General features: G+C 52.7%; 19 protein-coding genes. 16 read left to right on the top strand and 3 right to left on the bottom strand.

Annotated features, from left to right (window positions below; translation table 11 throughout):
* Positions 1–54 precede the first annotated feature (54 nt).
* From rpsA to O6D90_RS14965, 9 genes are all read left to right on the top strand, one after another.
* Positions 55–1,728 carry a 30S ribosomal protein S1 gene (gene rpsA / locus O6D90_RS15005; RefSeq protein WP_003035776.1) on the top strand — a complete coding sequence of 558 codons (1,674 nt, stop codon included), beginning with the start codon at positions 55–57 and terminating at the stop codon, positions 1,726–1,728.
* Between the two features lie 160 nt (positions 1,729–1,888).
* A complete protein-coding gene (ihfB, locus tag O6D90_RS15000) occupies positions 1,889–2,173 on the top strand; it encodes an integration host factor subunit beta (RefSeq protein ID WP_003035780.1) in 285 nt (94 codons plus the stop codon).
* Between the two features lie 206 nt (positions 2,174–2,379).
* Complete coding sequence (locus tag O6D90_RS14995; protein ID WP_016156117.1) at positions 2,380–4,644, top strand: ComEC family protein; 2,265 nt, start codon at positions 2,380–2,382, stop codon at positions 4,642–4,644.
* Between the two features lie 36 nt (positions 4,645–4,680).
* The gene (gene msbA, locus O6D90_RS14990) at positions 4,681–6,429 is read left to right on the top strand and encodes a lipid A ABC transporter ATP-binding protein/permease MsbA (protein WP_016156118.1); all 1,749 of its coding nucleotides are present in this window, start codon (positions 4,681–4,683) and stop codon (positions 6,427–6,429) included.
* A complete protein-coding gene (gene lpxK, locus O6D90_RS14985) occupies positions 6,426–7,403 on the top strand; it encodes a tetraacyldisaccharide 4'-kinase (protein ID WP_016156119.1) in 978 nt (325 codons plus the stop codon). The genes msbA and lpxK overlap by 4 nt, the downstream gene beginning before the upstream one ends.
* A 41-nt stretch (positions 7,404–7,444) precedes the next feature.
* Complete coding sequence (locus O6D90_RS14980; protein WP_016152451.1) at positions 7,445–8,677, top strand: winged helix-turn-helix domain-containing protein; 1,233 nt, start codon at positions 7,445–7,447, stop codon at positions 8,675–8,677.
* A gap of 51 nt (positions 8,678–8,728) precedes the next feature.
* Complete coding sequence (ycaR, locus tag O6D90_RS14975) at positions 8,729–8,911, top strand: protein YcaR (RefSeq protein WP_003035793.1); 183 nt, start codon at positions 8,729–8,731, stop codon at positions 8,909–8,911.
* A complete protein-coding gene (gene kdsB, locus O6D90_RS14970) occupies positions 8,908–9,654 on the top strand; it encodes a 3-deoxy-manno-octulosonate cytidylyltransferase (protein ID WP_016152452.1) in 747 nt (248 codons plus the stop codon). Before ycaR ends, kdsB begins: the two co-directional genes overlap by 4 nt.
* Before the next feature lie 163 nt (positions 9,655–9,817).
* Entirely contained in the window at positions 9,818–10,711 is an 894-nt protein-coding gene (locus O6D90_RS14965; RefSeq protein WP_016156120.1) for a YcbJ family phosphotransferase, read from the top strand.
* A 35-nt stretch (positions 10,712–10,746) separates the two neighbouring features.
* On the opposite strand, the gene elyC is transcribed toward O6D90_RS14965, so the two are convergent.
* Positions 10,747–11,511, bottom strand: coding sequence for an envelope biogenesis factor ElyC (elyC, locus tag O6D90_RS14960; RefSeq protein WP_016156121.1), 765 nt, complete (start codon positions 11,509–11,511; stop codon positions 10,747–10,749).
* A 135-nt stretch (positions 11,512–11,646) separates the two neighbouring features.
* Here elyC and cmoM point away from each other — a divergent pair, with 135 nt between their 5' ends.
* From cmoM to O6D90_RS14925, 7 genes are all read left to right on the top strand, one after another.
* Positions 11,647–12,450 carry a tRNA uridine 5-oxyacetic acid(34) methyltransferase CmoM gene (gene cmoM, locus O6D90_RS14955; RefSeq protein ID WP_016156122.1) on the top strand — a complete coding sequence of 268 codons (804 nt, stop codon included), beginning with the start codon at positions 11,647–11,649 and terminating at the stop codon, positions 12,448–12,450.
* Entirely contained in the window at positions 12,443–13,765 is a 1,323-nt protein-coding gene (gene mukF, locus O6D90_RS14950; RefSeq protein WP_016156123.1) for a chromosome partition protein MukF, read from the top strand. The genes cmoM and mukF overlap by 8 nt, the downstream gene beginning before the upstream one ends.
* Entirely contained in the window at positions 13,746–14,450 is a 705-nt protein-coding gene (mukE, locus tag O6D90_RS14945) for a chromosome partition protein MukE (protein WP_016152457.1), read from the top strand. The genes mukF and mukE overlap by 20 nt, the downstream gene beginning before the upstream one ends.
* Entirely contained in the window at positions 14,450–18,910 is a 4,461-nt protein-coding gene (gene mukB, locus O6D90_RS14940) for a chromosome partition protein MukB (RefSeq protein ID WP_016156124.1), read from the top strand. The genes mukE and mukB overlap by 1 nt, the downstream gene beginning before the upstream one ends.
* A gap of 256 nt (positions 18,911–19,166) precedes the next feature.
* Positions 19,167–20,918, top strand: coding sequence for a L,D-transpeptidase (gene ldtD, locus O6D90_RS14935; RefSeq protein ID WP_016156125.1), 1,752 nt, complete (start codon positions 19,167–19,169; stop codon positions 20,916–20,918).
* Positions 20,919–21,095: 177 nt separating this feature from the next.
* Positions 21,096–21,644, top strand: coding sequence for a YcbK family protein (locus O6D90_RS14930; protein WP_016152461.1), 549 nt, complete (start codon positions 21,096–21,098; stop codon positions 21,642–21,644).
* 28 nt (positions 21,645–21,672) lie between these two features.
* Complete coding sequence (locus O6D90_RS14925) at positions 21,673–22,320, top strand: MBL fold metallo-hydrolase (protein ID WP_003035823.1); 648 nt, start codon at positions 21,673–21,675, stop codon at positions 22,318–22,320.
* Between the two features lie 54 nt (positions 22,321–22,374).
* Here the strand turns inward: O6D90_RS14925 and aspC are convergent, their stop codons facing one another.
* Both aspC and ompF read right to left on the bottom strand, forming a co-directional pair.
* Positions 22,375–23,565, bottom strand: a complete 1,191-nt coding sequence (gene aspC, locus O6D90_RS14920; RefSeq protein WP_016152462.1) for an aspartate transaminase — start codon at positions 23,563–23,565, stop codon at positions 22,375–22,377.
* A gap of 183 nt (positions 23,566–23,748) precedes the next feature.
* Positions 23,749–24,825 carry a porin OmpF gene (ompF, locus tag O6D90_RS14915; RefSeq protein WP_016156126.1) on the bottom strand — a complete coding sequence of 359 codons (1,077 nt, stop codon included), beginning with the start codon at positions 24,823–24,825 and terminating at the stop codon, positions 23,749–23,751.
* Positions 24,826–24,864: the final 39 nt, after the last annotated feature.

The following is a 24,864-nucleotide window of genomic DNA, read 5'->3' as shown; positions in this document are numbered from 1 at the left end:
CCCCATCCGGCATGGAGCCAGGTGGACGTTAAATATGAAACCTGAAGATTAAACATGACTGAATCTTTTGCTCAACTGTTTGAAGAATCCTTAAAAGAAATCGAAACCCGTCCGGGTTCCATTGTTCGTGGTGTTGTTGTTGCTATCGACAAAGACGTAGTACTGGTTGACGCTGGTCTGAAATCTGAGTCCGCCATTCCGGCAGAGCAGTTCAAAAACGCCCAGGGCGAGTTGGAAATCCAGGTTGGTGACGAAGTTGACGTTGCTCTGGATGCAGTAGAAGACGGCTTCGGTGAAACCCTGCTGTCCCGTGAAAAAGCTAAACGTCACGAAGCTTGGATCACGCTGGAAAAAGCTTACGAAGAAGCTGCAACCGTTACTGGTGTTATCAATGGCAAAGTCAAGGGTGGCTTCACTGTTGAGCTGAATGGTATTCGCGCGTTCCTGCCGGGTTCCCTGGTAGACGTTCGTCCGGTCCGCGACACGCTGCACCTGGAAGGCAAAGAGCTTGAATTCAAAGTAATCAAGCTGGATCAGAAGCGTAACAACGTTGTTGTTTCCCGTCGTGCCGTTATCGAATCCGAAAACAGCGCAGAACGCGATCAGCTGCTGGAAAACCTGCAGGAAGGCATGGAAGTTAAAGGTATCGTTAAGAACCTCACTGACTACGGTGCATTCGTTGATCTGGGTGGCGTTGACGGCCTGCTGCACATCACCGACATGGCATGGAAACGCGTTAAGCATCCGAGCGAAATCGTAAACGTTGGCGACGAAATCACTGTTAAAGTGCTGAAGTTCGACCGCGAGCGTACTCGTGTATCTCTGGGCCTGAAACAGCTGGGCGAAGATCCATGGGTAGCTATCGCTAAGCGTTATCCGGAAGGTACCAAACTGACTGGTCGCGTGACCAACCTGACCGACTACGGCTGCTTCGTTGAAATCGAAGAAGGCGTTGAAGGCCTGGTTCACGTTTCCGAAATGGATTGGACCAACAAAAACATCCACCCGTCCAAAGTTGTTAACGTTGGCGATGTAGTGGAAGTTATGGTTCTGGATATCGACGAAGAACGTCGTCGTATCTCCCTGGGTCTGAAGCAGTGCAAAAACAACCCATGGCAGCAGTTCGCGGAAACCCACAACAAGGGCGACCGTGTTGAAGGTAAAATCAAGTCTATCACTGACTTCGGTATCTTCATCGGCCTGGACGGCGGCATCGACGGCCTGGTTCACCTGTCTGACATCTCCTGGAACGTTGCTGGCGAAGAAGCAGTTCGTGAATACAAAAAAGGCGACGAAATCGCAGCTGTTGTTCTGCAGGTTGACGCAGAACGTGAGCGTATCTCTCTGGGCGTTAAACAGCTCGCAGAAGATCCGTTCAACAACTGGGTTGCACTGAACAAGAAAGGCGCAATCGTAAACGGTAAAGTCACTGCAGTTGATGCTAAAGGCGCAACCGTAGAACTGGCTGACGGCGTTGAAGGTTACCTGCGCGCTTCTGAAGCTTCCCGCGACCGCGTTGAAGATGCAACTCTGGTTCTGAGCGTAGGCGACGACGTTGAAGCTAAATTCACCGGCGTTGATCGTAAGAACCGCGCAATCAGCCTGTCTGTTCGTGCTAAAGACGAAGCTGATGAGAAAGATGCAATCGCAACTGTTAACAAACAGGAAGATGCTAACTTCTCTAACAACGCAATGGCTGAAGCTTTCAAAGCAGCTAAAGGCGAGTAATATCGAGTGCTCCTAAATCCTTTGTGCTGTTAACAGCACAAAGGGCGACGAGTAGCTTGACAGATTACAGGATTCGTCCTGTAATCAATGACAAAGGGCGGCTAAGGCCGCCCTTAATCAATGCAGCAGCTAATTATGCCTTTAAGGAACCGGAGGAATCATGACCAAGTCAGAATTGATTGAAAGACTTGCAACCCAGCAACCTCATATTCCCGCGAAAGCGGTTGAAGATGCAGTTAAAGAGATGCTGGAACATATGGCCTCGACTCTTGCGCAGGGCGAGCGTATTGAAATCCGCGGTTTCGGCAGTTTCTCTTTGCATTACCGCGCACCGCGCACCGGACGTAATCCGAAGACCGGCGATAAAGTGGACCTGGAAGGAAAATACGTTCCGCACTTTAAACCAGGTAAAGAACTGCGCGATCGCGCCAATATTTACGGTTAAGTTTTTAGCGAGACTTAACGCCGAGAAAAGCACCCGCATGGGTGCTTTTTTCATTTCTGCCAACCCATCCTGGAGTCTCCATCCCAGTTAATTTGCACGTTACAAGCGCCGCTAAATGTTAGCGGAATGCATACCGTATAACGCTAAATTGGCACCAGACAACCGTCGAACATTACTGCACACTTCCTGCTACAGGGAGGTGACTGATGAAAATAACAACGGTTAGTACGAGTGCATTATTCGGCATTCTCCCGCTTATGCTATTACCTGCGTTACCTGACATGCTGTGCATCGGCGTTATATTTGGTCTGGCAATTCTGCTCTGCCTTATTTCTCACAGCCCTGTACGTTTCGCCGGATTAACCCTGCTATTTTTTCTTTGGGGAGTTCTGGCTGCGAAAGATGCGCTGTGGGCCGGTAATACGCTGCCTGCAAAAAGCCAGCAGGCCATCGTGCGGATAACCGGAACCGATAATATGACAACGCACTACGGCCAGATCACGCATCTGCAGGGGAAGCGGGTATTTCCTGACATCGGAATTACTCTGTATGGGCAGTACCTACCCGGCAACGTTTGTGCGGGCCAGACATGGGCGATGACGTTGAAGGTTCGTGCTATACACGGTCAATTGAACGAGGGCGGGTTTGATAGCCAGCGTTACGCATTGGCGCAGCACCAGCTGCTGACGGGAAGATTTTTGCAGGCTTCGGTTATCACACAACAATGCAATTTACGTTCGCGGTATCTCTCCTCGTTGAAAAGCGCGCTCGCTGACTATCCCTGGCAGCAGGTTATACTGGGCCTGGGAATGGGGGAGCGCTTGTCCGTGTCACAAGCGGTGAAAACCATTATGCGTGATACCGGTACGGCCCATTTGATGGCTATCTCCGGGCTGCATATTGCATTTGCCGCACTTCTGGCTGCAGGATTAATTCGCGCGGGGCAATTTTTTATGCCAACCAGATGGATTTGCTGGCAGGTTCCGTTAGTTGGCGGGATCGTCTGCGCAACATTCTATGCCTGGTTAACGGGGCTACAGCCCCCGGCATTACGTACGGTTGTTGCGCTACTGGTCTGGGGAGGGCTAAAACTCAGCGGCAGGCAGTGGAGTGGATGGGCGGTGTGGATCTGCTGTCTGGCAGCCATTCTGGTGGTGGATCCTGTCGCCGTTCTTTCACAAAGTCTGTGGTTGTCTGCTTTTGCCGTTGCGGCGCTGCTGTTCTGGTATCAATGGGTTCCGATGCTGGATTGGCCGCTGTCGCGCGTTGGACGCCAATTTCTGGCGCTTGCTCATTTGCAATTGGGAATTACGCTCCTGCTTCTACCTGTGCAAATCGCGATGTTTCACGGTTTTAGCCTGACCTCATTTCTGGCGAATTTGTTTGCTGTACCGCTGGTTACGTTTATTTCCGTACCATTGATATTAGCAGGCATGATCGTGCATTTAACCGGGCTGGCGATGGTTGAGTCGAACCTATGGTATTTAGCGGATCGCTCCCTCGCGCTATTATTTTGGGGGCTCAGGAGCCTGCCTGAAGGGTGGATCAATATTGATGCACGTTGGCAATGGCTTGCATTTGTACCCGGACTCCTGCTCATCGCATATCGGCTGAACGCGTGGCGAACTATACCGGTAGTTTGCGTCACTGTGCTCCTTTTACTGAGCGCCCCGTTCTGGCGAACGCTACGTACTGATGTCTGGCAAGTGCATATGCTGGACGTCGGGCAGGGACTGGCGATGGTTATTTCGCGCAATGGGAAAGCGATTCTTTACGATACCGGTCTGGCATGGCCTGAAGGCGATAGCGCGCAACAGCTGATTATTCCCTGGCTACGCTGGCACAACCTGGAGCCAGAAGGCGTTATTTTAAGCCATGAGCATATGGATCACCGGGGCGGGTTGCGTTCGCTGCAGCAAGCCTGGCCGTCGCTATGGATAAGAAGCCCATTAGGTTGGGAAGGGCATCTCCCGTGTTTACGCGGGGAGCGCTGGCAATGGCAAGGGTTAACCTTTAGTGCGCATTGGCCCGTGCGTGGAAATAAAGATCTGGGGAATAACCACTCCTGCGTGGTTAAGGTCGATGACGGGCATCAGAGTATTCTGCTGACCGGAGATATTGAGTCTCCCGCTGAACAAAAAATGCTCAGTCACTACTGGCAGCATCTGCAGTCTACGGTGATACAGGTTCCACATCATGGTAGCAATACCTCATCATCGCAGGCGCTGATTCAGCGGGTCGGCGGGCAGGCCGCGTTAGCCTCCGCATCCCGTTACAATGCCTGGCGTCTCCCGTCCAGGAAAGTGAAGCAACGTTATCGGCAACAAAATTATCAATGGCTGGATACACCCCACCAGGGGCAGATTACGCTGGATTTTTATCAAAAAAACTGGCGAATAAACAGCTTGCGGGATCAGATTTTACCTCGTTGGTATCATCAGTGGTTTGGCGTGTCGGAGGATAACGGGTAGAATATGCGGCTATTCTAACAAATGCTGGTTTTTTGAATGCATAACGATAAAGATCTCTCTACGTGGCAGACGTTTCGCCGACTATGGCCAACCATAGCGCCTTTTAAATCGGGTCTGATCGTGGCGGGTATAGCGTTAATCCTGAACGCGGCCAGCGATACCTTCATGCTATCGCTCCTTAAGCCATTACTGGATGATGGTTTTGGTAAAACGGATCGCTCGGTGCTGCTGTGGATGCCGCTGGTGGTCATTGGACTAATGGTTCTTCGCGGATTCACCAGCTATGTCTCCAGCTACTGCATCTCATGGGTATCAGGCAAAGTGGTCATGACCATGCGTCGCCGCCTGTTTGGCCATATGATGGGCATGCCGGTGTCCTTTTTTGATAAACAGTCTACAGGTACGCTGTTGTCACGTATTACCTATGATTCAGAGCAGGTCGCATCATCGTCCTCCGGCGCGCTGATCACCGTGGTACGTGAAGGGGCTTCAATTATTGGCCTGTTTATCATGATGTTCTATTACAGCTGGCAGCTGTCATTGATCCTGATTGTACTGGCGCCAATTGTTTCAGTGGCGATTCGTATAGTTTCCAAGCGTTTTCGTAGCATCAGTAAAAATATGCAAAACACCATGGGTCAGGTTACGACCAGTGCGGAGCAGATGCTGAAAGGCCACAAAGAAGTTCTGATTTTTGGTGGTCAGGAAGTCGAAACTAAGCGCTTTGATAAAGTCAGCAATAAGATGCGTTTGCAGGGCATGAAGATGGTTTCCGCCTCTTCTATCTCCGATCCTATCATCCAGCTGATTGCGTCTCTGGCTCTGGCCTTCGTGTTGTATGCAGCCAGCTTCCCAAGCGTAATGGAAAACCTGACTGCAGGGACAATTACGGTTGTCTTCTCCTCAATGATCGCGCTGATGCGTCCGTTGAAATCGCTGACCAACGTCAACGCACAGTTCCAGCGCGGTATGGCGGCCTGCCAGACCTTATTTACGATTCTGGATAGCGAGCAGGAAAAAGATGAAGGTACACGCGAAATCGAACGCGCTACCGGCAATCTCGAGTTCCGCAACGTGACATTCACCTATCCAGGACGTGAAGTACCTGCGCTGCGCAACATCAACCTGAATATTCCAGCGGGGAAAACCGTTGCCCTGGTTGGCCGTTCAGGTTCAGGGAAATCCACCATCGCCAGCTTGATCACGCGCTTCTATGATATTGATGAAGGGCAGATTCTAATGGACGGACACGATCTACGTGAATATACCCTGGCATCCCTGCGCGATCAGGTCGCGTTGGTTTCGCAGAATGTGCACCTGTTTAACGATACGGTTGCCAACAACATCGCCTACGCGCGTACCGATTTGTACAGCCGTGAGCAGATCGAAAAAGCGGCGAAAATGGCTTACGCCATGGATTTCATCAATAAGATGGACAATGGCCTGGATACGGTGATTGGCGAAAACGGCGTCCTGCTATCTGGTGGTCAGCGTCAGCGTATCGCTATTGCCCGCGCCTTGTTGCGTGACAGTCCGATTCTGATCCTTGATGAAGCAACGTCGGCACTCGATACCGAGTCTGAACGCGCGATTCAGGCTGCTCTGGATGAGCTTCAGAAAAACCGTACCTCCCTGGTGATTGCTCACCGCCTTTCTACCATTGAACAGGCGGATGAAATCATCGTGGTGGAAGACGGTATTATTGTTGAGCGTGGAACCCATAGCGAGCTGATTGAGCAGCGTGGGGTGTATGCACAATTACATAAAATGCAATTCGGTCAATGATCGCTCGAATCTGGTCTGGTGAGTCGCCGCTGTGGCGACTGTTACTCCCGCTCTCCTGGCTGTATGGCCTTGTGAGTGGGGGGATCCGCTTATGTTACAAGCTTGGGATTAAACGCGCGTGGCGTGCACCAGTCCCGGTTGTGGTGGTCGGAAACCTGACCGCGGGTGGCAATGGCAAAACACCCGTGGTGATTTGGCTGGTTGAACAACTGCGTCAACGTGGGATTCGCGTGGGCGTGGTGTCGCGTGGTTATGGCGGGAAAGCGGCTGCTTACCCGCTGTTACTGACCGCAGATACCACTACGGCAGAAGCGGGTGATGAACCTGTGCTGATCGCCCAACGTACCGGCGTGCCCGTAGCGGTATCCCCGGTAAGATCGGATGCGGTCAAAGCCATTTTGGCCCAACACGATGTGCAGATTATTGTGACGGACGATGGGCTACAGCACTACCGTCTGGCGCGAGATGTTGAAATCGTGGTTATTGACGGAGAACGTCGGTTTGGCAATGGCTGGTGGCTTCCCGCGGGTCCCATGCGGGAACGCTCAGGCCGGCTTAAATCGGTGGATGCGACTATCGTTAACGGTGGCGTTGCGCAGCCAGGGGAAATCCCTATGCGACTTGAACCGGGGCTGGCCGTTAATTTACGTACGGGTGAACGCCGCGATGTGTCGCAGCTGTCCAATATTGTCGCCATGGCGGGCATTGGCCATCCACCGCGTTTTTTTGCCACGCTGGAAGCATGCGGTGCCAGCGTGCAAAAAAGTATTGCGCTGGCAGACCATCAGTCTCTGACCTACAGTGACGTCAGTGCGTTTGCAGACGCCGGGCAAACGCTGGTGATGACGGAAAAAGATGCGGTTAAGTGCCGTGCATTTGCCGATGAAAACTGGTGGTATTTACCTGTTGACGCTCATTTGTCAGGCGATCGGCCTGATATGTTGCTGGATAGCTTAATCTCGCTGACTCGCTAACTGATTCACGCTGCGGCAGCGAATCATTTATGAGGCCATAAATGTCGTTGCCGCGTCTTTCTTTGACGGATGCCCGTCATCTTCACCTTGCCGCTCAAGGGCTGCTGAAAAAAACACGCCGTCGGGCAACCCCAGCAGATATTCTTGCTACCATTTCGCGCATGTCGTTATTGCAAATCGATACCATCAATATTGTGTCGCGCAGCCCTTACCTGGTGCTGTTTAGTCGGTTGGGTGATTATTCGCCCCAGTGGCTGGATGACGCATTGCAGCGGGGCGAACTGATGGAATACTGGGCGCACGAGGCCTGCTTTTTGCCGCGTAGCGACTTTATGCTGATACGTCACCGCATGCTGGCCCCGGAGAAAATGGGCTGGAAGTATAAAGCGGAGTGGATGAAAGAACATGCGCATGAGATTGAGCAACTGCTCCAGCACATCCAGCATAACGGACCAGTACGCTCTGCCGATTTTGAGCATCTGCGCAAGGGGGCCAGCGGCTGGTGGGCATGGAAACCGCATAAGCGTCATCTTGAAGGCCTGTTCACCGCCGGGAAAGTGATGGTGGTGGAACGGCGTAATTTCCAGCGAGTGTATGATTTAACCCATCGCGTCATGCCGCACTGGGATGATGAACGCGACCGGCTTTCACAGGAAGAAGCTGAAAGCCTCATGCTGGATAACAGCGCCCGCAGTCTGGGGATTTTTCGCGAACAATGGCTGGCAGACTACTATCGCCTGAAGCGTCCGGCGCTAAAAAACTGGTGCAACGTACGTGCACAGCAGCAACAGATTATTCCTGTCGATGTCGAAGGGTTAGGAACCCTGTGGCTGCATAGCCACCTTCAGCCGCTGCTGGAGCAGGCATTGACGGGTAAATTAACGGCAACGCATAGCGCAGTATTATCACCCTTTGATCCGGTGGTCTGGGATCGTAAACGGGCAGAGCAGCTATTCGATTTTAGCTATCGGCTCGAATGTTACACGCCAGCACCGAAACGTCAGTATGGTTATTTCGTCTTGCCGCTGCTGCATCGCGGGCAGTTAGTTGGGCGGATGGATGCCAAAATGCACCGCAAAACGGGCGTACTGGAAGTGATTTCGCTCTGGTTACAGGATGGCGTCAAACCTGGGGTTACTCTGCAAAAAGGATTGTTTCAGGCGATTGATGATTTTGCCCGCTGGCAGCAGGCAACACGTGTGACGCTGGGACGCTATCCTGAAGGTTTATTTGCTGATGCACGCCATGGTTGGGAAATAGACCCAGCACGGTAAGCGATTATGTTAATATTTACGGATTCACAATCCGGTCCATCTGGAGGAACTATGGATCATCGTCTGCTTGAAATCATTGCCTGCCCGGTATGCAATGGCAAACTCTGGTTTAACCAGGAAAAACAGGAACTGATTTGTAAACTGGATAACCTTGCTTTCCCACTGCGTGATGGCATTCCCGTGTTACTGGAAACCGAAGCTCGCGTTCTGACTGCTGATGAGAGTAAATCATGAGTTTTGTGGTCATTATTCCTGCGCGTTATGCGTCCACACGTTTGCCGGGCAAGCCGCTGCTGGATATCAATGGCAAGCCGATGATTGTGCATGTGCTGGAGCGTGCGCGTGAATCTGGCGCTGAACGTATTATCGTTGCGACCGATCACGAAGATGTCGCTCGCGCGGTAGAAGCGGTGGGGGGGGAAGTATGCATGACCCGCGCCGATCACCAGTCCGGTACGGAGCGTCTGGCGGAAGTCGTCGAGAAATGTGGCTTTAGCGATGATACCGTTATTGTGAACGTACAGGGTGATGAGCCGATGATCCCGGCGGTCATTATTCGCCAGGTCGCTGAGAATCTGGCACAGCGCCAGGTCGGTATGGCGACCCTTGCTGCCCCGATTCACAGTGCGGAAGAGGCATTTAATCCGAATGCGGTGAAAGTCGTTCTGGACGCCGAAGGTTATGCGCTCTATTTTTCACGCGCGACCATCCCGTGGGATCGCGATCGTTTCGCTAAAAGCCTGGAAACGGTGGGTGACACCTTCCTGCGACATCTGGGTATTTACGGCTATCGCGCCGGTTTTATCCGCCGTTATGTTAACTGGCAGCCCAGCCCGCTTGAGCATATTGAAATGCTGGAGCAACTACGTGTGCTCTGGTACGGCGAAAAAATTCATGTTGCCGTCGCCAAAGAAGTACCCGGTACTGGCGTAGACACTGCCGAAGATCTTGAGCGCGTTCGCGCCGAAATGCGTTAGTTTTTCTCACGACACTCCCCCTGATGACGCGAATTTTTGGGAGGAGTGTCATATCGTTACGCTTTCCCGCCATTTTTCTTTTCATCAATTGATCTCATCCGGGTGACATCTGTCTGCACGACGCTCATTATGAAAGCAGTAGCATTTATGAGGGCAATCCGAAATGGAACAGTTGCGTGCCGAACTCAGTCATCTGTTGGGTGAAAAACTCAGTCGTATAGAATGCGTGAATGAAAAAGTGGATACGGCCCTGTGGTCACTGTACGACAGCCAGGGAAATCCGATGCCACTGATGGCGAGAAGCTTCACCACGCCGGGTATGGCGCAGCAGTTGGCATGGAAAACCTCCATGCTGGCGCGCAGTGGTACGGTGCGTATGCCCGTCATTTATGGGGTCTTAACCCACGAGGAACATCCCGGTCCTGATGTGCTACTGCTTGAGCGTTTACGTGGAGTGCCGGTGGAAGCGCCTGCCCGAACGCCCGAACGCTGGGAACATTTAAAAGATCAGATCGTAGAAGGTCTGCTGTCATGGCATCGGCAGGATAGTGCTGGCTGCGTGGGAATGGTGGATAACACGCAAGAGAATATCTGGCCATCCTGGTATCGTCAGCGGGTTGAGGTGCTGTGGACCACGTTAAATCAGTTCAACAATACCGGGCTAACGATGCAGGACAAGCGGATCCTGTTTCGCACCCGTGAGTGTTTGCCTGCCTTATTTGAAGGATTCAATGATAACTGCGTGCTGATCCACGGTAATTTCAGTTTACGTAGCATGCTCAAAGACGCCCGTAGCGATCAGCTTCTGGCTATGGTGGGACCGGGGTTGATGCTGTGGGCGCCAAGGGAATATGAACTGTTCCGTTTGATGGATAATGCGCTGGCGGAAAGCCTGCTTTGGCAATACCTGCAGCGCGCGCCAGTGGCGGAGTCATTCATCTGGCGGCGCTGGTTGTATGTGTTATGGGATGAAGTGACGCAATTGGTCAACACCGGACGCTTTAATCGTTCCAACTTTGACCTGGCAACGAAATCATTGCTGCCGTGGCTCGCATGATAAACATGTGAACACCTTATCAGGCAACATTCCTGTCAATGTTCCGATCCTTTCAGCCACTGCCAGATGCGTCCCAGGGTTTCGTAACCAACGCGATCGCTGTGCATCAACCAGACGGGTGAAGGTATAGCGCGCTCCCACGGATTAAGCGGTGAATCAATTGCTAACTGATTGGCTGGCGCTGGCAGCGGATGCAAGCCGGCCTGCTGGAAGAAGATCATCGCCCGCGGTAAGTGGGAGGCAGAGGTTACCAGCAGGAACGGCGCATTGCCGATGGCCTTCTTTACCGCTGCGGCTTCTTCTTCGGTATCTTTGGGGTGATCCAGGGTGATGATTTCATCGGCTGGCACCCCCAGCGACTGCGCTACGCGGGCGCCAGCTTCTGCGGTACTGACGTTATTCGTCTTTGCGGCAGCGCCGGTAAAGATGAGCTTCGATCCCGGGTTTGCGCGCCATAGGCGAATACCTTCATTCAGACGTGGAAGGCTGTTGCTGATCAGATTTGAACTCGGCGCCCACTGCGGATTCCAGGTATACCCTCCGCCCAGCACCACAATATATTCCACTTTTTGCGAACCTTGCCACGTTGGATAACTGTCCTCAATCGGTTTCAACAGGCTGTCGGCGACGGGCTGTAAACTAAGGAGTAACAGTGCCAGCCAACTCAGGCTAATACACACTTTCCCTGTTTTTTGAAAGCGACTGAACCAGACCAGCGCCAGGCCAATACCCATCACAATTAGCATCAGTGGCAGCGGCAGCATCATACCGCCAATCACTTTCTTCAGCGTAAAAAGCATCCTTTTTGGTTCCTTTTTTAACCATACAGCAGGGGATCTGCAGGGATATTACACCAGGAAGGTTCATTCTCGGCGTGGGTGTGACAAAATAGCGGTTTTACTTAGTCACCCTAAAGCCAGTATGTGGAGAGCCCGATGCGGGACCGCAATTTTGATGACATTGCAGAGAAGTTTTCCCGTAACATTTACGGCACCACCAAAGGTCAATTAAGACAGGCTATCCTTTGGCAGGATCTGGATCGATTACTGGAAACGTTCGGTGAGCAAAAACTGCACATTCTGGATGCCGGTGGTGGTGAAGGGCAAACGGCCATCAAAATGGCGGAACGAGGACATTTCGTCACATTATGCGATCTGTCTGGCGAGATGATCGCCCGAGCGCAACAGGCGGCAGAGGCAAAAGGTGTGAGCGGGAACATGCATTTTATACAATGCGCCGCTCAGGATGTTGCTTCGCATTTGGAAAGCCCGGTTGATCTGATATTGTTTCATGCTGTGCTGGAGTGGGTGACAGATCCGGTCAACGTGTTGCAGACTCTGTGGTCAGTATTGCGTCCTGGCGGCGCGCTGTCGTTAATGTTCTACAATGCTAACGGTCTGTTGATGCATAACATGGTCGCAGGGAACTTTGACTATGTGCAGGTGGGGATGCCGAAACGTAAAAAGCGCACGCTTTCACCGGACTACCCGCGCGATCCGGGGCAGGTCTACCAGTGGCTGGACGAGATCGGTTGGCAGATAACCGGTAAAACGGGCGTCCGTGTGTTTCATGATTATCTGCGAGATAAACATAAACAGCATGACGACTTTGAAATGTTACTTGAGTTAGAAACGCGCTATTGCCGCCAGGAACCGTATATCAGCCTTGGGCGCTATATTCATGTCACCGCGATTAAAAGTTCGGCCCGAGCCGCAGATGCAAGGATAATTTATGAGTGAATTTTCCCAGACAGTCCCCGAACTGGTTGCCTGGGCCAGAAAAAATGACTTCTCCATCTCTCTGCCGGTAGACAGACTTTCGTTCCTGCTGGCGGTCGCGACCCTGAACGGTGAGCGACTTGACGGCGAGATGAGTGAAGGTGAGCTGGTGGATGCGTTCCGCCATGTGAGTGATGCGTTTGAGCAAACCAGCGAAACCATCGGCGTACGCGCCAACAACGCGATCAACGATATGGTGCGTCAACGTCTGCTGAACCGCTTTACCAGCGAGCAGGCGGAAGGCAACGCTATATATCGTTTAACGCCATTGGGAATTGGCATCACGGATTACTACATTCGTCAGCGCGAATTCTCTACGCTGCGTCTTTCAATGCAGCTGTCGATTGTTGCAGGTGAACTAAAGCGCGCGGCGGATGCGGCAGCGGAAGGTGGCGATGAGTTCCACTGGCATCGCAACGTCTACGCGCCATTGAAATACTCGGTGGCAGAGATTTTCGACAGTATCGATCTGACCCAGCGCATCATGGATGAACAGCAACAGCAGGTAAAAGACGACATCGCACAGTTGCTTAATAAAGACTGGCGGGCGGCGATCTCCAGCTGTGAACTGCTGCTCTCTGAAACGTCTGGTACGTTGCGTGAACTGCAGGATACGCTGGAAGCTGCGGGGGATAAGCTACAGGCTCACCTGTTACACATCCAGGACGCCACGATGACGCATGACGATTTGCATTTCGTCGATCGGCTGGTGTTTGACTTACAAAGTAAGCTTGACCGCATTATCAGTTGGGGTCAGCAGTCCATTGATTTATGGATCGGCTACGATCGTCACGTGCATAAGTTTATCCGTACCGCGATCGATATGGATAAAAACCGCGTCTTTGCCCAGCGTTTGCGCCAGTCCGTGCAGACATACTTTGACGATCCGTGGGCGCTAACCTATGCCAACGCCGATCGTCTGCTGGATATGCGTGACGAAGAGATGGTACTGCGTGACGAAGAGGTCACCGGCGAGCTTCCGGAAGATCTGGAATATGAAGAATTTAACGAGATCCGTGAACAGTTGGCGGCGATCATCGAAGAACAGCTGGCTATCTACAAATCCAGACAAACACCACTGGATCTCGGTTTGGTCGTGCGCGAGTATCTGGCGCAATACCCACGTGCGCGTCATTTCGACGTCGCGCGCATAGTTATCGATCAGGCGGTACGCCTTGGCGTAGCGCAAGCAGACTTCACCGGACTGCCAGCCAAATGGCAGCCGATTAATGATTACGGAGCCAAGGTACAGGCGCATGTCATTGACAAATATTGAACAAGTGATGCCGGTAAAGCTGGCGCAGGCGCTGGCGAATCCGTTATTTCCGGCGCTGGACAGCGCCTTACGTTCGGGCCGCCATATCGGTCTGGATGAACTGGATAATCATGCCTTCCTGATGGATTTTCAGGAATATTTTGAAGAGTTTTACAGCCGCTATAACGTGGAATTGATCCGTGCGCCGGAAGGGTTCTTCTACCTTCGCCCGCGTTCAACGACGCTCATTCCCCGTTCGGTCCTGTCTGAACTGGACATGATGGTCGGTAAAATTCTTTGCTATCTCTATCTCAGCCCGGAACGCCTGGCGAATGAAGGGATTTTTACCCAGCAAGAGTTGTACGACGAGCTGCTAACGCTGGCTGATGAAGCGAAGCTGCTGAAACTGGTGAACAACCGTTCAACCGGTTCGGATGTTGATCGCCAGAAGCTACAGGAAAAAGTTCGTTCTTCGCTAAACCGTCTGCGCCGTTTAGGCATGGTGTGGTTTATGGGTCACGACAGCAGCAAATTCCGTATTACGGAATCAGTCTTCCGCTTTGGCGCGGACGTGCGCAGCGGTGACGATCCGCGCGAAGCGCAGCGTCGCTTAATTCGTGATGGCGAAGCGATGCCGGTCGAGAACCGCCTGCAGCTCAACGATGAGCCCGAAGAGAATCAGCCGGACAGTGGAGAAGAAGAATAATGATTGAACGCGGTAAATTTCGCTCACTTACGCTGATTAACTGGAATGGTTTTTTTGCCCGTACGTTCGACCTTGATGAACTGGTTACCACGCTGTCCGGCGGTAACGGTGCGGGTAAGTCCACCACCATGGCGGCATTTGTAACAGCGCTCATCCCGGACTTAACCCTGCTGCATTTCCGTAACACCACCGAAGCCGGTGCAACCAGTGGTTCACGTGATAAGGGCCTGCACGGTAAGTTGAAAGCGGGCGTCTGTTACTCAATGCTCGACGTCCTCAACTCGCGCCATCAGCGCGTGGTCGTGGGGGTGCGTCTGCAACAGGTTGCCGGTCGCGATCGTAAAGTGGATATCAAACCGTTTGCCATTCAGGGGCTGCCGATGTCGGTGCAGCCAACCCAATTGGTGACGGAAACGCTGAATGAACGCCAGGCGCGCGTGCTGTCCCTCTCTGAGCTGAAAGAGAAGCTTGATGAGATGGAAGGTGTGCAGTTTAAACAGTTCAACTCAATCACCGATTATCACTCACTGATGTTCGATCTGGGCATCATCGCCCGTCGTCTGCGTTCCGCGTCTGACCGTAGTAAATTCTATCGTCTGATTGAAGCCTCGCTGTACGGCGGGATCTCCAGTGCCATTACGCGTTCACTGCGTGACTACCTACTGCCGGAAAACAGCGGCGTACGTAAAGCCTTCCAGGATATGGAAGCTGCGCTGCGTGAAAACCGCATGACGCTGGAAGCGATTCGCGTAACTCAGTCTGACCGCGATCTGTTTAAGCATTTGATCAGCGAAGCGACCAACTATGTGGCCGCGGATTATATGCGTCACGCCAACGAACGTCGTATCCATCTTGATAAAGCGCTGGAATATCGTCGTGAGCTGCATACTTCACGTAAGCAGCTGGCCGCGGAGCAGTATAAGCACGTGGATATGGCGCGCGAACTGGGCGAGCATAACGGCGCGGAAGGCGATCTGGAAGCTGATTACCAGGCCGCGAGCGATCACCTGAATCTGGTGCAAACCGCTCTGCGTCAGCAGGAAAAAATTGAACGCTACGAAGCGGATCTCGAAGAACTGCAGGTCCGTCTCGAAGAACAAAATGAGGTGGTCGCGGAAGCCGTTGACCGCCAGGATGAAAACGAAGCCCGCGCAGAAGCCGCGGAACTGGAAGTGGATGAGCTGAAAAGCCAGCTTGCCGATTATCAGCAAGCGCTGGACGTCCAGCAAACGCGAGCCATCCAATATACCCAGGCGATCCAGGCGCTGAATCGGGCGAAAGAGCTCTGCCACTTACCGGATCTGACCGCCGACAGCGCTGCTGAATGGCTGGAAACCTTCCAGGCTAAAGAGCAGGAAGCCACTGAAAAACTGCTGACGCTGGAACAAAAAATGAGCGTGGCGCAAACTGCGCACAGCCAGTTCGAACAGGCTTATCAGCTGGTGGCGGCTATCAATGGCCCGCTGGCGCGTGGTGAAGCCTGGAGCGTGGCGCGTGAACTGCTGCGGGAAGGCGTTGAACAGCGCCACCTGGCGGAACAGGTTCAGCCGTTGCGTATGCGACTCAGCGAACTGGAGCAGCGTCTGCGCGAACAGCAAGATGCCGAGCGTCTGCTGGCTGAATTCTGCAAGCGTCAGGGTAAACAGTTCGATATCGATGAGCTGGAAGCGCTGCACCAGGAACTGGAAGCACGCATCGCCGCCTTGTCGGACAGCGTCTCTTCTGCCAGCGAACAGCGTATGACGTTGCGTCAGGAGCAGGAACAGCTGCAGTCTCGTATCCAGCATCTGATGAAACGTGCGCCTGTCTGGCTGGCCGCGCAGAATAGCCTGAATCAGCTTAGCGAGCAGTGTGGCGAAGAGTTTACCTCAAGCCAGGACGTGACTGAGTATCTGCAACAACTGCTGGAGCGCGAGCGTGAAGCCATTGTTGAGCGTGATGAAGTCGGTGCGCGCAAAAATGCAGTTGATGAAGAAATTGAACGTTTAAGTCAGCCGGGCGGGGCGGAAGATCAGCGTCTGAACGCGCTGGCGGAGCGTTTCGGTGGCGTCCTGCTGTCAGAAATCTATGACGACGTTAGCCTTGAAGATGCGCCGTACTTCTCTGCGCTGTACGGTCCTTCGCGTCATGCCATCGTGGTGCCGGATCTGTCGCTGATTACCGAGCAGCTTGAAGGGCTGACGGATTGTCCGGAAGATCTCTATTTCATCGAAGGGGATCCGCAGTCGTTTGATGACAGCGTTTTCAGCGTTGATGAGCTGGAAAAAGCGGTAGTGGTGAAAACCGCCGAGCGTCAGTGGCGTTATTCCCGCTTCCCGACGGTGCCGATTTTTGGCCGTGCAGCGCGCGAAAGCCGTATCGAAACCCTGCATGCTGAGCGTGAAGGGCTGTCTGAACGTTTCGCAACGCTCTCCTTTGACGTCCAGAAAACCCAGCGTCTGCATCAGGCGTTCAGTCGTTTCATTGGCAGTCATTTGTCGGTGGCGTTTGAAGCCGATCCGGAAGCGGAAATTCGCCAACTGAATGGCCGTCGCGTTGAACTGGAACGTGCGCTGAGCAATCATGAAAATGATAATCAGCAAAGCCGTATGCAGTTTGAGCAGGCGAAAGAGGGGGTCTCCGCTCTTAACCGCCTTCTCCCGCGTTTGAATCTGCTGGCGGATGACACGCTGGCCGATCGCGTGGACGAAATTCGTGAGCGCCTGGATGAAGCCCAGGAAGCGGCGCGTTTTGTGCAGCAACATGGCAACCAGTTAGCCAAACTGGAACCGATTGTTTCGGTCCTGCAAAATGACCCTGAGCAGTTTGAACAGCTGAAGGAAGACTACGCGTATTCCCAGCAGATGCAGCGCGATGCGCGTCAGCAAGCTTTTGCTCTGACCGAAGTGGTGCAGCGCCGGGCGCACTTTAGCTATTCCGACTCTGCTGAAATGCTTAGCGGCAATAGTGATCTGAACGAAAAACTGCGTGAGCGCCTGGAACTGGCGGAAGCTGAACGTACCCGCGCCCGTGAAGCGCTACGCAGTCACGCCGCACAGTTAAGCCAGTACAACCAGGTCATGGCGTCGCTGAAAAGCTCCTATGACACCAAAAAAGAGCTGCTTAACGATTTACAACGTGAACTGCAGGATATTGGCGTTCGTGCGGACAGCGGTGCCGAAGAGCGCGCGCGTATTCGTCGTGATGAACTGCATGCGCAGCTCAGCAACAACCGTGCGCGCCGTAACCAACTGGAAAAAGCGTTGACCTTCTGCGAAGCGGAGATGGAAAACCTGACCCGCAGGTTGCGCAAGCTCGAACGTGATTATTTTGAAATGCGCGAGCAGGTGGTTACCGCGAAAGCCGGATGGTGTGCGGTGATGCGGATGGTGAAAGATAACGGCGTTGAACGCCGCCTGCACCGTCGTGAGCTGGCGTATCTTTCCGGTGATGAACTGCGCTCGATGTCGGATAAGGCGCTTGGTGCACTGCGCCTGGCGGTTGCGGATAACGAACACCTGCGTGATGTACTGCGCATGTCTGAAGATCCAAAACGTCCAGAGCGTAAAATTCAGTTCTTTGTCGCGGTTTATCAGCATCTGCGTGAACGTATTCGTCAGGATATCATCCGTACCGACGATCCGGTTGAAGCGATCGAACAGATGGAGATTGAGCTGAGCCGTCTGACGGAAGAATTAACGTCCCGCGAACAGAAACTGGCGATCAGCTCTCGCAGCGTGGCGAATATCATTCGTAAGACCATTCAGCGCGAACAGAACCGTATTCGCATGCTGAACCAGGGGCTGCAAAGCGTGTCGTTTGGCCAGGTAAACAGCGTTCGTCTGAACGTCAACGTACGCGAGACGCATGCTACCTTGCTGGACGTACTTTCCGAACAGCATGAGCAGCACCAGGATCTGTTTAACAGCAATCGTCTGACCTTCTCTGAAGCGCTGGCGAAGTTGTATCAGCGTCTGAATCCGCAGATTGATATGGGGCAACGTACGCCGCAAACCATTGGTGAAGAGCTGCTGGATTACCGTAACTATCTGGAAATGGAAGTTGAGGTTAACCGTGGCTCTGACGGCTGGCTGCGTGCTGAATCTGGTGCGCTGTCAACCGGTGAAGCGATCGGGACCGGGATGTCTATTCTGGTGATGGTTGTGCAAAGCTGGGAAGACGAAGGGCGTAGACTGCGCGGGAAAGATATTTCTCCTTGCCGTCTGCTGTTCCTTGATGAAGCTGCGCGACTTGATGCACGCTCTATCGCGACTCTGTTTGAACTGTGCGAGCGTCTGCAAATGCAGCTGATTATCGCAGCCCCAGAAAACATTAGCCCAGAGAAAGGCACCACCTACAAACTGGTGCGTAAAGTCTTCCAGAACACCGAACACGTTCACGTGGTAGGTCTGCGCGGGTTTGCGCCTCAGTTACCTGAGCCGCTGCCTGGCACCGAAGATGCCTCCTCGCAGGCAAGCTAAATAAAAGGCGGCTAAATGGCCGCCTTCTTTTTTTCCGGAAATTCTCAATAACTGGTGTAATTTCTTTAAACTTCTTTACATTAGGTTAGGCAAAAGTTTTTTCATGTTTATATACTAAAGGTAAGCCTAACGCGTCACAGGCTTGCTCGTCATACTTCAGCTTGTATTGGCGTTTTACAGGTTCGGCCCCGCCAAAATAAGGGGAAGACATACGGCCTGGCTACTCAAAGTATGATAAAAAAACAGGGGGCAAGGGATGTTGCTTAATAAAATGTGTGGTCGTCGGCTGTCGGCAATTAGTTTGTGCCTGGCCGTAACATTCGCTCCACTGTTCAATGCGCAGGCCGATGAGCCTGAAATGATCCCTGGCGATAGCTCAGCGACCGTCAGTGAACAGCCAACAGCGTTATCGCAGCCGCAGGCTCAATCTTCCGCGACGGCTATCATGGCAGGTATCCAACCGCTGCCCGAGGGCGTGTCAGTTGATAAAGCCCGCGCCGAATTACAATCTCAACTTCCAGCGGGCTTCACACCGGTTTATATGAGCCAACTGGAACTGCTGTATGCCGCACGCGAAATGAAACCGATGTGGGAAAATCGTGATGCGGTAAAAGCCTTTCAGCAACAGTTAGCTGAAGTGGCGATTGCCGGCTTTCAGCCGCAGTTCACCACTTGGGTTGCTCTACTGACTGACCCGGCAGTAACCGGTCAGGCGCGAGATATCGTGCTCTCAGATGCGATGATGGGGTATCTGCACTTTATTGCCAACATCCCCGTCAAAGGTAATCGCTGGCTCTATAGCGATAAGCCCTATGCGCTGACGACGCCGCCGATTTCCGTGATCAACCAATGGCAAGTCGCGCTGGATAACGGTCAACTGACTTCGTTTGTCGCCAGCCTGGCACCGCAACATCCGCAGTACGCAGCCATGCATGAATCGCTGCTCAAGCTGGTGGGCGATACGCGGCCCTGGCCGCAACTGACCAGTACCGCGACGCTGCGTCCGGGGGAGTGGAGTAACGACATCCCTGCGCTGCGTGAAATTTTGCGCCGTACCGGGATGCTGGAGTCTGTTGTCAGTACGGCTGCCAAAGAAGGCCGTAGCGCTTACGATCGTGAACTTGTTGACGCAGTTAAGCGGTTTCAGACGTGGCAGGGGCTTGGGGCCGATGGCGCGATTGGCCCTGCCACGCGTGACTGGCTGAACGTGACGCCCGCTCAACGTGCGGGCGTGCTGGCGTTAAATATTCAGCGCTTGCGCCTGCTGCCGGGTACGCTGTCTACCGGTATTATGGTGAATATTCCTGCCTACTCGCTGGTGTATTATCAGAACGGCAATCAGGTGCTGGCCTCGCGCGTTATCGTCGGACGTCCCGATCGTAAAACGCCGATGATGAGCAGTGCGCTGAATAACGTGGTCGTTAACCCGCCGTGGAACGTGCCGCCGACGCTGGCCCGGAAGGATATTCTGCCTAAGGTTTGGAATGACCCGGGGTATCTTGAGCGTCACGGCTATACCGTAATGCGCGGCTGGAACAGCAAAGAGACGATAGATCCGTGGCAGGTTGACTGGGCCACCATCACCGCCTCCAATCTGCCGTTCCGCTTCCAGCAGGCTCCGGGAGCGCGTAACTCGCTCGGACGCTATAAATTCAATATGCCGAGTTCGGATGCTATTTATCTGCACGATACGCCGAACCACACTCTGTTCCAGAAGGATTCGCGGGCGTTAAGCTCCGGCTGCGTGCGCGTGAACAAGGCATCTGAGCTGGCGAATATGCTGCTACAGGATGCGGGGTGGAATGATACGCGCATCTCGGATGCCCTGAAGCAAGGGGACACAAGGTACGTGAATATTCGCCAGAATATCCCCGTCAACCTCTACTATCTGACCGCATTTGTTGGCCCGGATGGTCGCACGCAATATCGTACAGATATTTACAATTACGATCAGACAGCGCGATCCAGTGCACAAATTGTGTCAAAAGCTGAACAATTAATCAGATAAATGAAGCAGTTCGAGGAAAATAATTGTCGTAAGTTATGCTGGAAACGGGGCGAAATGGCTGCAAGCCCCGTATTTCCTGGGGTTGGGAGCCTTGACGTGGACTACTTAGCCAGATAAGGTTTCCCGCGTGCGCTAGAGCATACATACGATAACATTGACCTTGTAGACCTTAAAACCATGGACAAATTTGACGCTAATCGCCGCAAACTGCTGGCGCTTGGTGGCATTGCCCTCGGCGCTGCCATCCTGCCTACGCCTGCGTTTGCTACACTCTCTACCCCACGTCCGCGCATTTTGACTCTGAATAACCTGCATACCGGTGAGTCAATAAAAGCAGAGTTTTTTGATGGCAGGGGCTATATTCAGGACGAATTAGCTAAACTTAATCACTTTTTCCGTGATTTTCGTGCGAATAAAGTGAAATCCATCGATCCGGGATTGTTCGATCAACTCTTCCGTCTGCAGGGCCTGCTGGGCACGCGTAAACCCGTACAGCTTATTTCTGGTTACCGCTCTATTGATACCAATAATGAATTACGTGCGCACAGCCGCGGTGTGGCAAAGAAAAGCTACCACACGAAAGGGCAGGCCATGGATTTCCATATTGAAGGCATCGCATTAAGTAATATTCGCAAAGCTGCGTTATCTATGCGCGCAGGTGGTGTAGGATACTACCCACGCAGTAACTTTGTGCATATTGACACCGGACCGGCGCGTCATTGGTGATCCATAAGCTTAATGAAACAGGAGCCGTATGAACTATCGTATTATTCCGGTCACTGCATTCGCCCAGAACTGCTCGTTAATCTGGTGTGAGCAAACCCGTCTGGCTGCGCTGGTCGATCCCGGCGGCGATGCTGAGAAAATCAAACAGGAAGTCGATGCCAGTGGCCTGACGCTAATGCAGATCCTGCTCACCCATGGTCATCTTGATCACGTAGGTGCGGCGGCTGAACTGGCACAGCATTATGGTGTACCGGTTATTGGTCCGGAAAAAGAAGATGAGTTCTGGTTACAAGGACTTCCTGCTCAGAGTCGCATGTTTGGCCTGGGCGATTGTGAGCCGCTGACGCCCGATCGCTGGTTGAATGAAGGCGACCGGGTAAGCGTGGGTAACGTGACGTTGCAGGTACTGCATTGCCCGGGTCACACGCCGGGACATGTGGTCTTCTTTGATGAACAATCAAAGCTACTGATTTCTGGTGACGTGATTTTCAAAGGCGGTGTAGGGCGCAGCGATTTTCCTCGCGGAGATCATAGTCAATTGATTGATTCGATTAAACGTAAACTGTTGCCGTTGGGCGATGACGTGACGTTTATTCCGGGTCACGGCCCACTTTCGACGTTGGGCAACGAACGGCTACATAATCCGTTCCTGCAGGATGAAATGCCAGTCTGGTAACACCGCAGATAAATGAAAAAGGCCGCTATTGCGGCCTTTTTAGTACGCGATAGATTACAGTACTGCGACAATCGCTTCGCACAGTGGCGCCATGTTATCTGGCGTCATTCCTGCTACGTTCACACGTCCGGAAGCGACGGCATAGACACCAAACTCTTCACGCAGACGCAGAACCTGCTCTTTGGTCAGGCCGCTGAATGAGAACATGCCGTTCTGTTTGATGATAAAGCTGAAGTCTCGGTTCGCACCTTTCTCCTGCAGCGTATTCACAAACAGCAAACGCATGCGTTGGATGCGTTGACGCATATCAGTCAGTTCCTGCTCCCAGATAGCGCGCAGGGCATCGTTGCTCAGGATGGTTGCCACAACCGACGCGCCGTGTGCTGGTGGGTTGGAATAGTTGGCACGAATGACGGACTTCATCTGGCTAAACGCGCGGTCGACGGTTTCAGCATCGGCTGCAACCAGCGTACAGGCGCCTACGCGCTCATTGTACAGACCAAAGTTCTTGGAGTAGGAGCTGGCGACGATCAGCTCTTTGTGCAGCGCAGCGAATGCGCGCAGACCTTCTGCATCTTCTTCCAGACCGCGGGCAAAGCCCTGGTATGCGAAGTCAAACAGCGGCAACCAACCTTTTTCGACAGAAAGCTGAGCCAGCGTTTGCCACTGCTCCAGCGTAGGATCGATACCGGTTGGGTTATGGCAGCAGCCGTGGAATAACACCACGTCGCCAGCCTGCGCTTCGCTGAGGCTTGCCAGCAGCGCATCAAAGTCTAATGAGTGGTTCGCGGCATCGTAATAGTTGTATTCACGAACTTCCAGACCGGCAGAGTTAAAGACGCTCTTATGGTTTGGCCAGCTTGGATTGCTCACCCATACGCGTTTAGCTGAGGTGTTTTTTGCCAGGAAATCAGCGGCCACACGCAGTGCGCCAGTGCCGCCAGGGGTCTGTGCTGTACGCGCACGTTTGTCGTTGATAAGCGAACTTTCTTTACCAAACAGTAATTCCTGAGTGCAGCGACCAAACTCTGGAATACCGTCGATGCCAAGGTAATTTTTGGTGGTTTCATTTTCCAGTATATATTGCTCGGCTTTTTTAACGCTGGTCAGTACCGGCGTTTTGCCTGTCTCATCTTTATATACACCGATCCCAAGGTTTATTTTTCCTGGGCGGTCATCGGCACGAAACAAATCAGCCAGACCCAAAATGGGGTCGGCAGGAGCGGCAGTAATGTTCTCAAACATGACGAGGTTCCATAGTGATTACAGAAGGGAAGTCCGCTATCAGGTTAACGGTAGATTTACAAAATGCCAACCGTTACTGACGAAAAGCCGAGGTGTTTTTTTAAGACGCAAGAATCCGCTAGCAGAGATAAAAAAACAGGACCGAAGTCCTGTTTTTTAGGCATTTAACAAAGAGGTCTGCTATTAGAACTGGTAAACGATACCCACTGCAACGGTGTCGTCAGAGCCTACGCCCAGTTTGTTGTCAGAATCGATCTGGTTGATGATGTAATCAACATAGGTGGACATGTTTTTGTTGAAGTAGTAAGTCGCACCCACTTCGAAGTAGTTCACCAGATCTACGTCGCCGATTCCTTCGATGTCCTTACCTTTAGATTTGGTATAGGCGAGGGACGGACGCAGGCCGAAGTCGAACTGGTACTGAGCAACCAACAGGACGTCTTCAGTTTTGTTAGCATAACCGTTAGCGATACGGGTTGCGTTACGGGTTTCGCTGTAGTTCGCCGCCAGGTAGATGTTGTTAGCATCGTATTTCAAGCCGGTCGCCCACTGCTCAGCTTTGTCGCCGTGGCCGCGCAGAAGTGGGTTTTGCTGGGCATCGGTACGATCAGCTGCACCATACGCACCTACGATACCAAAACCTTCGAATTCGTAGCTAACAGAACCGCCAACGCCATCACCGTTAGAGCGACGAACGTCATCACGCTCGTTTTTGCCCAGGTACTGAACAGCGAAGTTCAGGCCTTCAACCAAACCGAAGAAGTTAGAGTTACGGTAAGTTGCGAGACCGCCGTTACGCTGAGAGAAGAACTGGTCGGAAGCAGCAGTATCACCACCGAATTCTGGCAGCATATCGGTGTAACCCAGAGCATCGTAAACGACGCCGTAGTTACGACCGTAATCGAAGGAGCCTGCATCACCGAATTTCAGACCGGCAAACGCCAGACGGGTTTTGTTGCCATTCTGAGCATCATCACCGCCTTCAGAGTTATTGCCGCTGAACTGGTATTCCCACTGGCCGTAACCGGTCAGTTGGTCGTTAATCTGAGTTTCCCCTTTGAAACCAAGACGGGCGTAAGTCTGATCGCCATTAGGTGCGTAGGCATTGTCACCGTTGTGCTTGGAAAAATAGTGCAGACCTACTGCTTTACCGTACAGGTCTACTTTGTTGCCATCTTTGTTATAGATTTCTGCAGCGTTAGCTGCCCCGGCTACCAGCAGAGCAGGGATAACCACTGCCAGAATATTGCGCTTCATCATTATTTATTACCCTCATCGGTTTTTATATGACACCTGCCA

It is taken from the genome of Citrobacter sp. 21OH12SH02A-Citro, assembly GCF_027919895.1.
GTDB lineage: Bacteria > Pseudomonadota > Gammaproteobacteria > Enterobacterales > Enterobacteriaceae > Citrobacter > Citrobacter braakii.
The sequence above is the reverse complement of the archived record's forward strand: the minus strand, read 5'-3'. Positions and strand labels throughout refer to the sequence as shown.